The organism is Streptomyces sp. BK79 (assembly GCF_044142145.1).
GTDB lineage: Bacteria > Actinomycetota > Actinomycetes > Streptomycetales > Streptomycetaceae > Streptomyces.
Genome location: NZ_JBHVOC010000004.1, coordinates 97,881 through 110,609, shown reverse-complemented (window position 1 = coordinate 110,609; position 12,729 = coordinate 97,881). Strand labels below are relative to the sequence as shown.

The window sequence follows — 12,729 nt, the reverse complement described above, 5'->3', positions numbered from 1 at the left end:
GACCCATGCGGATTCAGGTGAGGCGTACGGGAGGCTTCGCGGGCATCGAACGCCACGCGGAGGTGGAGACCGCGGGACGCCCCGACGCGGCCGAGTGGCGGGCCCTGGCCGAGCGGGCGGTCGCCGACGGGCGGGGCACACCGCCCGTCGGGGTGCCGGACGGGTTCAGCTACCAGATCACCGTGGACGGCAGGACGGTGTACGCCGCCGATCCCCGGCTGACGGACGAGCAGCGGCGGCTGATCTCGCGGGTACTGAAGGAGGGCGCGTAACGCGGTTGCCGCGCGGGGGCGTTGACGTTCCTCACCGGGCGTGCGGATGATCCGCGCATGGCGACTGATCCGATCCCCCGGTTCCCGGACGGCTTCCTGTGGGGCGTGTCGACCTCGGCGCACCAGATCGAGGGGGCGGCCGAGCTGCGGGGACCGTCCGTGTGGGACGTCTTCACCGCCGAGCCGGGACGGGTGAAGGACGGGTCCACGGCGGCGGTGGCCTGCGACCACTACCACCGCTACCGCGAGGACGTGGCGCTCCTGGCGGACCTGGGCGTGGACGCCTACCGCTTCTCCGTCTCGTGGCCGCGGGTGGACTCCCCCGGCGGCCTCGACTTCTACGACCGGCTGGTCGACGCGCTGTGCGCGGCCGGCATCCGGCCGGTGCCGACGCTGTTCCACTGGGACCTGCCGGCGGGCCTGGACTGGCTGGAGCGGGACACGGCGGCGCGTTTCGCGCAGTACGCGGCGCGGGTCGCGGACCGGCTCGGCGACCGCGTAGGCACGTGGATCACCCTCAACGAGCCCGCCGAGCACACCCTGCTGGGCCACGCCCTCGGCACGCACGCTCCCGGCCGGACGCTGCTGTTCGACGCCCTCCCGGTGGCCCACCACCAGCTGCTCGCGCACGGCCTGGCGGTGCGGGCCCTGCGCGCGGCGGGCGCCGGGGACATCGGGATCGCCAACTCGCACGGGCCGGCCTGGGCCGCGTCCGGCGACCCGGCCGACCGCCGGGCGGCGGACTTCTACGACGTCCTGCTCAACCGCCTGTTCGCCGACCCCCTGCTGACCGGGCGGTACCCGGACGGCATCGGGGAGCTGATGCCCGGCGACGTGGAGGCCGACCTGGAGATCGTCGCCGAGCCGCTCGACTGGTACGGCGTGAACTACTACGCGCCGGCCCGGGTGGGCGCGCCGCGGGGCGTGGACACCGAGTGGGGCGGTGTGCCGCTCCCCGCCGAACTGCCCTTCTCGGTGCGGCGGATCGAGGACCGGCCGCTGACGGACTTCGGCTGGCCCGTCGTCCCCGAGGGGCTGACCGAGCTGCTCACCGGCTTCCGCGACCGCTACGGCGACCGGCTCCCGCCCGTCATGATCACGGAGAACGGCTGCTCCTACGAGGGCCTCGACGACCAGGACCGCGTCACCTACCTCGACGGGCACGTCCGCGCCCTGCACCGGGCGCTGCGGGCGGGCGTGGACGTGCGCGGGTACTTCGTGTGGTCGCTGCTGGACAACTTCGAGTGGGCCGAGGGGTACGCGCGCCGGTTCGGGCTGGTGCACGTCGACTTCGCGACGCTCGAACGCACGCCCAAGGCGTCGTACGGCTGGTTCCGGGACATGCTGCGGGAGCAGCGGGGACAGCGAGGGCACCGGCTCCGGTGACGCCCGGTCACGGAGGGTGAACGGGCGGCGCGGGGTGAACGCGGGCGGTACGCCGGGCACCGGTCGGATAAAAGGTCTCGGCGCTGTCGGTGGGGAGTCGTACGCTGGAGACATCAGACACGCCAGTCACGCGGCGCACGCCGCAGAGGAGGACTTGCAGGCCTCGAGCGCCGGCCCATGACTCAGACACCCACAGCTCACACCCCCGCGCAGGGGCAGGCGAGAGCGCAGTTCACCGTCCCCGCCCAGCACCCGATGGTCACCGTGCTGGGATCCGGCGACTCCCTCCTGCGCGTGATCGAGAAGGCCTTCCCGGCGGCCGACATCCACGTCCGGGGAAACGAGATCAGCGCGGTCGGCGACACCCATGACGTCGCCCTCATCCAGCGCGTGTTCGACGAGATGATGCTGGTGCTGCGCACGGGGCAGCCGATGACGGAGGACGCAGTGGAACGCTCGATCGCCATGCTCAAGGCGAGCGAGAACGGGGAGAGCGACGGCCAGGAGACCCCGGCCGAGGTGCTCACGCAGAACATCCTGTCCTCGCGCGGCCGCACCATCCGCCCCAAGACGCTGAACCAGAAGCGGTACGTCGACGCGATCGACAAGCACACCATCGTCTTCGGCATCGGCCCCGCGGGCACCGGCAAGACCTACCTGGCGATGGCCAAGGCGGTGCAGGCCCTGCAGTCCAAGCAGGTCAACCGCATCATCCTGACCCGCCCGGCGGTCGAGGCCGGCGAGCGGCTCGGCTTCCTGCCGGGCACGCTGTACGAGAAGATCGACCCGTACCTGCGCCCGCTGTACGACGCGCTGCACGACATGCTCGACCCCGACTCGATCCCGCGGCTGATGGCGGCGGGCACGATCGAGGTCGCGCCGCTGGCGTACATGCGCGGCCGGACGCTGAACGACGCCTTCATCATCCTGGACGAGGCCCAGAACACGAGCCCCGAGCAGATGAAGATGTTCCTCACCCGCCTCGGCTTCGACTCGAAGATCGTGATCACGGGTGACGTGACCCAGGTCGACCTGCCCGGCGGGACGAAGTCGGGTCTGCGGCAGGTGCAGGAGATCCTGGAGGGCGTCGAGGACGTCCACTTCTCCCGCCTCACGTCCCACGACGTGGTCCGGCACAAGCTGGTGGGCCGTATCGTCGACGCGTACGAGCAGTACGACAGCAGGAACGGCACCGAGAACGGCGGCCACAACGGCGGCCGGACGCCCAGAAGCGGTGCCAAGGCCAAGGGGAAGTAGACCAGCACGACCATGTCGATCGACGTCAACAACGAGTCCGGAACCGAGGTCGACGAGCAGGCGATCCTCGACATCGCCCGCTACGCGCTCGCGCGGATGCGCATCCACCCGCTCTCCGAACTCTCGGTGATCGTCGTGGACGCCGACGCCATGGAGCAGCTCCACATCCAGTGGATGGACCTGCCCGGCCCGACCGATGTCATGTCCTTCCCGATGGACGAGCTGCGCCCGCCGTCGAAGGACGAGGACGAGCCGCCGCAGGGGCTGCTCGGCGACATCGTGCTCTGTCCGGAGGTCGCCGCCAGGCAGGGCACCGAGGCACCGACGCGGCACTCCATGGACGAGGAGCTCCAGCTCCTCACCGTCCACGGAGTGCTGCACCTGCTCGGCTACGACCACGAGGAGCCGGACGAGAAGGCCGAGATGTTCGGCCTCCAGGCCGCCATCGTGGACGGCTGGCGTGCGGAGAAGGGCCTGACCGGCCCGTCCCCAGCTCCGACCGTCTCATGAGCCTCCCGCTACTGGCCGGCGCGGTCGCCCTCGTCGTGATCGCGTGGCTCGCCGCGTGCGCCGAGGCGGGCCTCGCCCGGGTCTCCAGCTTCCGCGCCGAGGAGGCGGTCCGCTCCGGGCGGCGCGGCAGCGAGAGGCTCGCCAAGGTCGCCGGCGATCCGACGCGCTATCTGAACGTGGCGCTGCTGGTGCGGGTCGCCTGCGAGATGGCGGCCGCCGCGCTGATCACGTACGCGTGTCTGCGGCAGTTCGACGGGACCGGCGAGGCGCTGGTGATCGCCATCGCGGTGATGGTGCTCGTCTCGTACGTGGCCGTCGGGGTCTCGCCGCGCACCATCGGGCGCCAGCACCCGCTGAACACCGCGACCGCGGCGGCGTACGTGCTGGTGCCGCTGGCCCGGATCATGGGCCCGATCCCCTCGCTGCTGATCCTCATCGGCAACGCCCTCACCCCCGGCAAGGGCTTTCGCCGCGGCCCCTTCGCCTCCGAGGCGGAGCTGCGGGCGCTGGTCGACTACGCCGAGAAGGAGTCCCTGATCGAGGCCGAGGAGCGCCGCATGGTGCACTCGGTGTTCGAGCTGGGCGACACGCTGGTGCGGGAGGTCATGGTCCCGCGTACCGACCTCGTCGTCATCGAGCGCTACAAGACCATCCGCCAGGCGCTCACCCTCGCCCTGCGTTCCGGGTTCTCGCGGATCCCGGTCACCGGGGACAGCGAGGACGACATCGTCGGCATCGTGTACCTGAAGGACCTGGTGCGCCGCACGCACATCAGCCGGGACGCCGAGAGCGACCTGGTCTCGACCGCGATGCGCCCGGCGTTCTTCGTGCCGGACACCAAGAACGCCGGTGACCTGCTGCGCGAGATGCAGAAGGAGCGCAACCACGTCGCCGTCGTCATCGACGAGTACGGCGGCACGGCGGGCATCGTCACCATCGAGGACATCCTGGAGGAGATCGTCGGCGAGATCACCGACGAGTACGACCGGGAGCTGCCGCCGGTCGAGGAGCTGGGTGAGGACCGCTACCGGGTCACCGCCCGCCTCGACATCGGCGACCTGGGCGAGCTGTACGGCCTGGAGGAGTTCGACGACGAGGACGTGGAGACGGTGGGCGGTCTGCTGGCCAAGGCGCTCGGCCGGGTGCCGATCGCCGGAGCCTCCTCGATCGTGGAGCTGCCGGACGGGCGTGAGCTGCGGCTGACGGCCGAGGCCGCGGCGGGCCGCCGGAACAAGATCGTCACGGTGCTGGTGGAGCCGGTGAACGCGACCCGGCCCGCCGAGGAGGCCGTGGCGGAATGACGACCCGCTCACGGTCCATCTGAAGTGTGACCCGGACGGGGCGATCCGGCCGCGCACGGACCACCCGGAGCTGATCGTCCCGGGCCGGCGCATGAACGAGCGGCGCTGGAACACGGTGACCGTGCGCGGCGGCCCGTCCGGCGCGCTCCCGGACCGTCTCGTCCGGGAGCTGGTCGAGGACTCGTACGACCTGGTGGTCGCCGGCCTACCGCGCGCGGACCGGCTCCGCCTCGACCGTCCCTGACCGCCCGGCCCGCAGCCCGGCCGCGACCAGTACGGCCGCCGCCAGCACGATCACCGCGTCCAGGACCAGCACGGTGTGGACCCCGGAACGCAGGTCCGTGGCGGTGGTGGCGAGGACGCCCAGCAGCGGGATGCCGACGGTGATGCCGACCTGCTGGGTGGAGGTGACCAGGCCGGTGGCCAGGCCCTGTTCCCGGTCGGGGACGCCGGAGGTGACGGTCAGGCCGTAGGAGATGATCGCGCCCAGGTGGCACATGCTGGCCAGCGACACGGCGGCCGTGGCCAGCACCACCGACCAGCCGCCCTCCCCCAGGCCCAGCAGCGACAGCCCGATCGCGCCCTGCCCGGCGAGCGAGCCGACGAGGGTGCGGCGGGCGCCGTAGCGGCCGATGACACGGGGCGCGTACGACCCGGCGACCACCGAGAGCACGCCCTGCACGCCGAAGACCAGGCCGGTCTGGAAGGCGGTCAGGCGCAGGACCTCCTGGAGGTACAGGGTGAGCACGAAGACCACCGTGGACATCATCGAGAAGGTGACCAGACCGCCCAGGTTCCCCCACGCCACCGTGCGGCGCCGCAGCATCGGCAGGGAGACGAGGGGCTGGCCGGTACGGGACTCGACGACCGCGAACGCGGTCAGGAGCAGCGTGCCCGCGACGAGGGAGACGAGGACGTCGGTGCGGCCGAAGCCGTGCTCGGCGGCCGTCGACAGGGCGTAGATCAGGGCGAGCAGGCCGCCCGTGACGGTGACCGCGCCGGGGACGTCCAGGCGGGGGCGGTCCGGCGTGCGGGACTCGGGGAGCAGGCCGGGAGCGAGGGGCAGCACGACCAGGGCGAAGAGCGCCAGCAGGCCCATGGTGGACCGCCAGCCCAGCAGGTCGGTCAGTACGCCGCCGGCCACCATGCCGACGGTGAAGCCCAGCGAGAGCAGGGTGCCGGAGATGCCGAGGGCGCGGTCGCGGGCCGGCCCCTCCGGGAAGGTCGTCGTCAGCAGGGACATGCCGGTCGGGACGATGGCCGCCGCGCCGAGGCCCTGGAGGGCGCGTCCGGCGAGGAAGGAGGCGGGGTCCCAGGCGAAGGTGGCCAGCAGCGAGGCGGCGCCGAACAGCGCGAGGCCGGCGAGGAACAGGCGGCGGCGCCCGTACAGGTCTCCCATGCGGCCGAAGAGCAGCAGGAAACCGCCGGACGGCAGCGCGAACGCCGTGACCGCCCACTGGAGGGCGGACGGGCTCATGCCGAGGTCCGCGCCGAGCACGGGCAGGGCGACGTTGAGGACGGAGAAGTCGAGCGCGACCATGAACTGGGCCGCGCAGAGCACGAACAGGACGAGCCGGTCGCGGGGTGCGAGCCGGGGGGCGGCCGGGTGGGAGGCCGCGGTGGTCGAAGTGGTGTCGATCGCCATGGGAAGGAGCCTGCGGGTGGCGGAATAGGCGTGGGGAGCGGCAAGTTGTCCTGGTGGTGGCACCACCAGCCACCGCACCAGCATGCGCACGCCTATCGGGGGGAGTACGTACGTGCCGGACGTGATCGTGCGGTCGCGGGCCGCTTCGGCGGGCCGGGACCGGCGCCGCAGTGAGCTGCGGGAGTTCCTGATGAGCCGGCGGGCCCGGGTCTCCCCCGCCGAGGCCGGGCTGCCCGACGGCGGTGCGCGGCGCCGGACGCCGGGGTTGCGCCGCGAGGAGGTGGCGGTGCTCGCGGGGGTGGGCGCTTCCTGGTACCAGTGGCTGGAGCAGGGCCGTGACATCTCCGTCTCCCCGCAGGTCCTGGACTCCGTGGCCCGGGTGCTGCGGCTCAGCAACGCGGAACGGCGCCACCTGTACGTGCTGGCGGGGCTGAACCCGCCCGCCGCGGAGGTGGAGCCGGCCAAGCGGGACATGTGCGAGGGGCTGCGGCGGCTGATCGACACATGGATGCCGTACCCGGCGCACATCATGGACCGGTACTACAACTGCGTGATGTACAACGACGCGGCGGGCGCGGTGCTGGGCATGCGGCCCGGGACGACGTGGAACTGCATCGTCGACTTCTTCACCGACCCGCTGTACCGCGCCCGCGCCCGGAGCTGGGAGGAGAACGCGCGCACGGTCGTCGCCCAGTTCCGTGCCACCTGCGCGGCCAACCCGGACGACGAGGGGTTCCAGCAGGTGCTGGCGCGGCTGAGGGAGGCCAGCTCCGAGTTCGCGGCGCTGTGGGAGGAGCGGGACATCGAGGACGCGGGGCAGATCCGCAAGGAGCTGGACCATCCGCTGGTCGGGCTGCTCAGCCTGGAGTCGACGGCCCTGAAGGTCCCCGCCCGCCCCGATCTGACGATCGTCCTGCACACGCCGCTGGACGAGGCGAACAGCGCGGCGAAGCTGGAGTGGCTGGCCTCGCCGGAGGGCCGGCGCGGGGCGATGTACCCGGTGGCGGGGTGACCGGGCGGGCGCCCGGCGGCGCTCCGTATGCTCACCCCATGACCGACAGCAGCGCGCTCGACCCCGAGGACCGCAAGATCGTCACCCTGGCCCGTTCCGCGCGGGCCCGCAACGGTGTGCCCGAGGGGGCCGCCGTGCGCGACGAGACCGGCCGTACGTACGTCGCCGGAACCGTCGCTCTGGACTCACTGGAACTCAGCGCCCTGCGCACGGCGGTGGCGATGGCGGTGGCGTCCGGCGCGAAGTCGCTGGAGGCGGCGGCCGTGGTGACGGAGGCGGAGTCGGTGTCGGCCGAGGACCGGGCGGCGGTCCGGGACCTGGGCGGGCCCGAGACGCCGGTGCTGGTCGCCGGGCCGGACGGCACGGTCCGTGACACGGTGGACGCGGGCTGAGACGGGCCTGGGGGCACGGGTCGGACGCGGCCGGGGCGGGGCCGGGCCTCGCCGGCCGGGCCGGGACCGGTCCGTGGGGCGGTGGTGGTGCGGCGGGGGTCCGGGGATCAGGGACAATGGGCGCCATGAGCGTTCGCACCCAGTCATCCGAAGAACCGGCCGAGGCTGTTCACCGGGCCGGCTTCGCCTGCTTCGTGGGCCGCCCCAACGCCGGCAAGTCCACCCTCACGAACGCTCTGGTCGGGCAGAAGGTGGCGATCACCTCCAACCGCCCCCAGACGACCCGGCACACCGTGCGGGGCATCGTGCACCGCGAGGACGCCCAGCTGATCCTGGTGGACACCCCCGGGCTGCACAAGCCGCGCACGCTGCTCGGCGAGCGGCTCAACGACGTCGTGCGCACCACGTGGGCCGAGGTGGACGTCATCGGCTTCTGCCTGCCGGCGAACGAGAAGCTGGGCCCCGGCGACCGCTTCATCGCCAAGGAGCTGGCCGGGATCAAGAAGACCCCGAAGGTCGCGATCGTCACCAAGACCGACCTGGTGGACTCCAAGACCCTGGCCGAGCAGCTGATCGCGGTCGACCAGCTCGGCAAGGAGCTGGGCATCACCTGGGCGGAGATCGTCCCGGTGTCGGCCACCGGGAACCAGCAGGTGAGCCTGCTCGCCGACCTGCTGACCCCGCTGCTGCCCGAGGGTCCCGCGCTCTACCCCGAGGGCGACCTGACCGACGAGCCCGAGCAGGTCATGGTCGCGGAGCTGATCCGCGAGGCCGCGCTGGAGGGCGTACGGGACGAGCTGCCGCACTCCATCGCGGTGGTCGTGGAGGAGATGCTGCCGCGCGAGGACCGCCCCGCCGACAAGCCGCTCCTGGACATCCACGCCAACGTCTACATCGAACGCCCCAGCCAGAAGGGCATCATCATCGGCCCCAAGGGCAAGCGCCTGAAGGACGTCGGCATCAAGTCCCGCAAGCAGATCGAGGCCCTGCTCGGCACGCCGGTCTTCTTGGACCTGCACGTGAAGGTCGCCAAGGACTGGCAGCGCGACCCCAAGCAGCTGCGGCGCCTCGGCTTCTGACCGGAGCGCGGCGGGTCAGGCCGGGGGGCGGAAGCCGATGGTCGGGACCGCGCGGCGCAGGGGCCACGCACCGGGCAGGTCGTCCGGGAGCAGGTCCGCCAGGAACGCGTAACGGCGCAGGGCCGTCGGGTCCTGGCCCTCGACGGACTGGACCTTGCGCCACCAGGTCGCGATCTCGCACCAGCCCGGCGCCGACAACGAGCCGCCGAACTCCTGGACGGACAGGGCGGCGGTCAGCCCGGCGAAGGCGAGGCGGTCGGCGAGCGGCCAGCCGGCCAGCGTGCCGGTGACGAACCCGGCGACGAAGACGTCCCCGGCGCCGGTCGGGTCCAGGGCCTCGACCTCGATGGCCGGCACCTCGGCGCTCTCCCCGGTACGCCGGTCCACCGCGTACGCGCCGTCCGCGCCGAGGGTGACCACGGCGAGCGGCACGTGCTCGGTGAGGGCGTGCGCGGCGGCGCGGGGGCAGGTGGCGCCCGTGTAGCGCATGGCCTCCTCCGCGTTGGGCAGGAACGCCTCGCAGTGCGCGAGGTCGGGCAGCCCGGCCAGGTCCCAGGCCCCGGTGTCGTCCCAGCCGACGTCGGCGAAGACACGGGTGCCGCGCGCGGCGGCCTGGGCGATCCAGGGTGCGCTCGCGCCGGGCGTGAGGGAGGCGACGGCCGCGCGGGCGCGGGGCGGGCAGTCGGGCGACGGCTCCTCGGGGGGCGGTTCGTGGCCGTGGGAGACCATCGTGCGCTCCCCCTCGTACGCCATCGAGACCGTCACCGGCGAGTGCCAGCCGGGCACGGTGCGGGACGGCGTCAGGTCGATGCCCTCGCCCCGTGCGAGGGCGTCCCAGCAGTAGTCGCCGTAGTGGTCGTCGCCGAAGGCCGCGGCCAACGAGGTGCGCAGGCCGAGACGGGCCAGGGCGGTCGCCATGTTGGCGATGCCGCCGGGGCTCGACCCCATGCCGCGGGCCCAGGACTCGGTCCCGCGCACCGGGGCGGAGTCGAGCCCGGTGAAGACGACGTCGAGGAAGACGGTGCCGGTCAGGTACACGTCCCAGGGCGGGTCCTGCGGGGTGCGCAGGGCGGCGAGGGGATCGACCTGGGGGCTGTGGTGCGGTCCCTCGCCGGGATGGTGGTGGGTTCTCCCGGCGGCCGGCACGACGGGCAGCGCGGGCGCGTCGGGCAGCGCGGGCGCGTCGGCGGCGGTGGCCGCGGCGGAATCGGTGGACACGGTGGACACGGTGGAGGCTGTCACGGTGCGCTCCCTGGCGTGGTGCGGATCCCGCCAGTGTGCACCACGCCACCGACAGGCCGACGCGTCCGGGCCGGGCGAAACCCCCGGGTCGGCGAACGCTGCTACCCGGCCTGAGAGACCCCAAACTCACCTGTGCTCCGGATCACACCCCCTCGGCTGTTTCTCGCCTCCCCGCGCTTGATACAAATTGCCCGCGCGTTCCTGTCCGTCGACGGTCGTCGCCCCCTCCCCCCTCCCGCCCTCCTTTCGCATGCCCTGGGAACGCCCGTGTTCGCCCCCCGCACCACTCCCTGGCCCCTCGTCGCCCTCTTCACGGCCGGGTACCTGCCTCCGTATCTGCTGCCCACCACCGTCGGCAGACTCGACACCGGCCTTCCGCTGACCAGCACGCAGGCCGGCGCCATCGGCAGTGCGCTGCTGCTGAGTTCGGCGACCGCCGGTTTCCTGCTGGCCTCCCGGGTCCAGCGGATCGGCGCCCGGACGCTGGCCCGCCTCGGCCTCGCCCTGGCCGTCCTCGGCTACGGCGCCGCCTCGCTCACCACCGCCGTCCCCGCCGTCGTCGCCGGCGCGATGCTGGGCGGTTTCGGGTCCGGCACGGCCACCACGGTCGCCGCCACCCGCATCGCCGCCGAGCGGGATCCCCACCGGGCCTCCACGGTGGGCCTGCTGACGGTGTCCGCGCTGGCCGGCGCGGTCTACCTGACGGTCCCTCACCTCGGCCGGGCGCACGGACTGCCCCTGGCCGCGATCGCGCTGACGGCGCTCGCGGTGTGGCCGCTGACCGGCCGCCTGCCGGGCGCTACGGCGGTGTCGCCGGCCGGTCCCGGCACGGACGTCACCACCCCGCTCCCCCACCGCCGTTCGGGCCTGGTCCTCGCCGCCGCCGTGCTGTGCTGGTCCATGGCGCAGAACTCCCTGTGGGGCGTCAGCGGCCGGATCGGACTGACCCAGGCCGGTCTGGGCGACGCCACCCTCGGGGCCGTGTTCGCCGTCGCGCTGGGCGCGGGGCTGGTCGGCGTCCTGGTGGCCGGGGCGCTCGGGCCTCGGCTGGGGCGGGCCGTGCCCATCGGGGCGGGGACCGTGGTCATCGCCGTGTGCATCGCCCTCACCGCGTCCGCGACCACCCCGACGGCCTTCGCGGGCGGGGAGATCGCCTGGAACACGCTGTACCCGGTGGTGCTGTCGTACCTGATCGGTCTCGCCGCCTCGCTCGACCCGCGCGGCCGGTGGGCGGTGCTCGTCGGCTCCGCGTCGTCGCTGGGCACCGCGGCCGGGCCGCTGACCGGCAGTGTGCTGTCGGCGCAGGCCGGTTACGCGGGAATGGGCCTGGTGCTGGCCGGCGGTCTGCTGCTGGTCGCCGCGCCGATGACCGCCGTCGCCCTGCACACCGGCGGACGCCCGCTGCTGGCCGGCGCGATCCGCCGTCGCGGCGGCACCCCGGCCGCGCTGGTCGCCGCCGCGACGGGCACGCCCAGCGGTGCCGTGCCCGAGGTCGGCGCCACGGAGCAGCCGGTCGTGGAGATCGACGTGGACGCCGGCGCCGTCCCGGTCCAGCGCGCCTACGACACGGCGGGACCCCGGTCGGCGGCGGCCACACCGGGGTCCGGGACGGGCTGAGTCCTACGCCGTCGGGAACACGTACGCCTCGACCTCGGCGAGGTACCGGGCCCGCGACTCCTCGTCGTCCTCCAGGAAGGAGGCGAGGAAGGAGTTGCGGGCCAGTTCCCGCAGCCGCTCCTCGGTGAGGCCGAGGGCGCCGCGCACGGCGTCGAGGTTGTCGCCCGCGTACCCGCCGAAGTAGGCGGGGTCGTCGGAGTTGACCGTGCACATCAGCCCGGCGTCGAGCATCGCGGGCAGCGGGTGGTCGGCGAGGGTGTCGACCGTGCGCAGCCGGACGTTGGAGAGCGGGCACAGGGTCAGCGGGACGCGCTCGCGCACCAGCCGCTCGACCAGCGCCGGGTCCTCCATCGAACGCAGGCCGTGGTCGATCCGCTCGACGCCGAGGACGTCCAGGGCCTCGGTGACGTACGCCGGCGGCCCCTCCTCGCCCGCGTGCGCGACCCGGCGCAGTCCGAGGGCGGCGGCGGCCTCGTACACCTCGCGGAACTTCACCGGCGGGTGCCCGACCTCGGCGGAGTCCAGGCCGACGCCGGTGATCCGGTCCAGGTACGGCTTCGCGGCGTCCAGGGTCGCGAGGGCCGACTCGGCGGACTCGTCGCGCAGGAAGCACAGGATCAGCCGGGTGGAGACGCCGTGGTTCTCGCGGCTCGCGCCCAGTGCCCGCCACAGGCCCTCGACCACCGTGCCCATCTCCACGCCCCGGGCGAGGTGGGCCTGCGGGTCGAAGAAGATCTCCGCGTGGCGCACGCCCTGCGCGGCGGCGCGGGCCAGGTAGGCGTTCGCGAGGTCCTCGAAGTCCCGTTCGGTGCGCAGGACGGCCATCAGCTCGTAGTACAGGTTCAGGAAGGACTGGAGGTCCTCGAAGCGGTACGCCTCGCGCAGGGCGTCCGTGTCCGCGTACGGCAGGGACACACCGTTGCGGGCGGCCAGCTCGAAAGCCAGCTCCGGCTCCAGGGTGCCTTCGATGTGGAGGTGCAGTTCAGCTATGGGCAGGGGCATCAAAGCATGGTACG

General features: G+C 73.2%; 12 protein-coding genes and 1 pseudogene. 10 read left to right on the top strand and 3 right to left on the bottom strand.

The window, feature by feature from the left end:
- Positions 1-5: 5 nt before the first annotated feature.
- The 6 genes and pseudogenes from ACFIF2_RS06145 to ACFIF2_RS06120 form a co-directional block, all read left to right on the top strand.
- A complete protein-coding gene (locus ACFIF2_RS06145; RefSeq protein WP_395571465.1) occupies positions 6-272 on the top strand; it encodes a protealysin inhibitor emfourin in 267 nt (88 codons plus the stop codon).
- A 57-nt stretch (positions 273-329) separates the two neighbouring features.
- A complete protein-coding gene (locus ACFIF2_RS06140) occupies positions 330-1,658 on the top strand; it encodes a GH1 family beta-glucosidase (RefSeq protein ID WP_395571464.1) in 1,329 nt (442 codons plus the stop codon).
- A 177-nt stretch (positions 1,659-1,835) separates the two neighbouring features.
- A complete protein-coding gene (locus ACFIF2_RS06135) occupies positions 1,836-2,915 on the top strand; it encodes a PhoH family protein (RefSeq protein ID WP_395571463.1) in 1,080 nt (359 codons plus the stop codon).
- 12 nt (positions 2,916-2,927) lie between these two features.
- Positions 2,928-3,425, top strand: a complete 498-nt coding sequence (gene ybeY / locus ACFIF2_RS06130; protein WP_395571462.1) for an rRNA maturation RNase YbeY — start codon at positions 2,928-2,930, stop codon at positions 3,423-3,425.
- Complete coding sequence (locus tag ACFIF2_RS06125; protein WP_395571461.1) at positions 3,422-4,726, top strand: hemolysin family protein; 1,305 nt, start codon at positions 3,422-3,424, stop codon at positions 4,724-4,726. The genes ybeY and ACFIF2_RS06125 overlap by 4 nt, the downstream gene beginning before the upstream one ends.
- A gap of 1 nt (position 4,727) precedes the next feature.
- Positions 4,728-4,970, top strand: a pseudogene (locus tag ACFIF2_RS06120) (MmcQ/YjbR family DNA-binding protein); the annotation flags it as partial.
- On the opposite strand, the gene ACFIF2_RS06115 reads toward ACFIF2_RS06120, so the two are convergent.
- On the bottom strand, positions 4,932-6,371 hold the full coding sequence (locus tag ACFIF2_RS06115) for an MFS transporter (RefSeq protein ID WP_395571460.1): 1,440 nt from the start codon (positions 6,369-6,371) through the stop codon (positions 4,932-4,934). The pseudogene ACFIF2_RS06120 and the gene ACFIF2_RS06115 overlap by 39 nt on opposite strands.
- Positions 6,372-6,483: 112 nt before the next feature.
- Between ACFIF2_RS06115 and ACFIF2_RS06110 the strand changes: the two genes are divergently transcribed.
- The 3 genes from ACFIF2_RS06110 to era all read left to right on the top strand — a co-directional run bounded on the left by ACFIF2_RS06110 (position 6,484) and on the right by era (position 8,854).
- Positions 6,484-7,383 (top strand): helix-turn-helix transcriptional regulator, encoded by a 900-nt coding sequence (locus tag ACFIF2_RS06110; RefSeq protein WP_395571459.1) that lies wholly within the window; start codon positions 6,484-6,486, stop codon positions 7,381-7,383.
- Between the two features lie 38 nt (positions 7,384-7,421).
- On the top strand, positions 7,422-7,775 hold the full coding sequence (locus ACFIF2_RS06105) for a cytidine deaminase (protein WP_395571458.1): 354 nt from the start codon (positions 7,422-7,424) through the stop codon (positions 7,773-7,775).
- A 125-nt stretch (positions 7,776-7,900) separates the two neighbouring features.
- Entirely contained in the window at positions 7,901-8,854 is a 954-nt protein-coding gene (gene era, locus ACFIF2_RS06100) for a GTPase Era (RefSeq protein WP_395571457.1), read from the top strand.
- A gap of 15 nt (positions 8,855-8,869) precedes the next feature.
- Here era and ACFIF2_RS06095 read toward each other — a convergent pair whose 3' ends face one another.
- Entirely contained in the window at positions 8,870-10,096 is a 1,227-nt protein-coding gene (locus ACFIF2_RS06095) for a carbohydrate kinase family protein (protein ID WP_395571456.1), read from the bottom strand.
- Between the two features lie 267 nt (positions 10,097-10,363).
- On the opposite strand from ACFIF2_RS06095, the gene ACFIF2_RS06090 reads away from it, so the two are divergent.
- Positions 10,364-11,713, top strand: a complete 1,350-nt coding sequence (locus ACFIF2_RS06090) for an MFS transporter (RefSeq protein ID WP_395571455.1) — start codon at positions 10,364-10,366, stop codon at positions 11,711-11,713.
- 3 nt (positions 11,714-11,716) lie between these two features.
- Here the strand turns inward: ACFIF2_RS06090 and ACFIF2_RS06085 are convergent, their stop codons facing one another.
- On the bottom strand, positions 11,717-12,715 hold the full coding sequence (locus ACFIF2_RS06085; RefSeq protein WP_395571454.1) for an adenosine deaminase: 999 nt from the start codon (positions 12,713-12,715) through the stop codon (positions 11,717-11,719).
- Between the last annotated feature and the right edge of the window lie 14 nt (positions 12,716-12,729).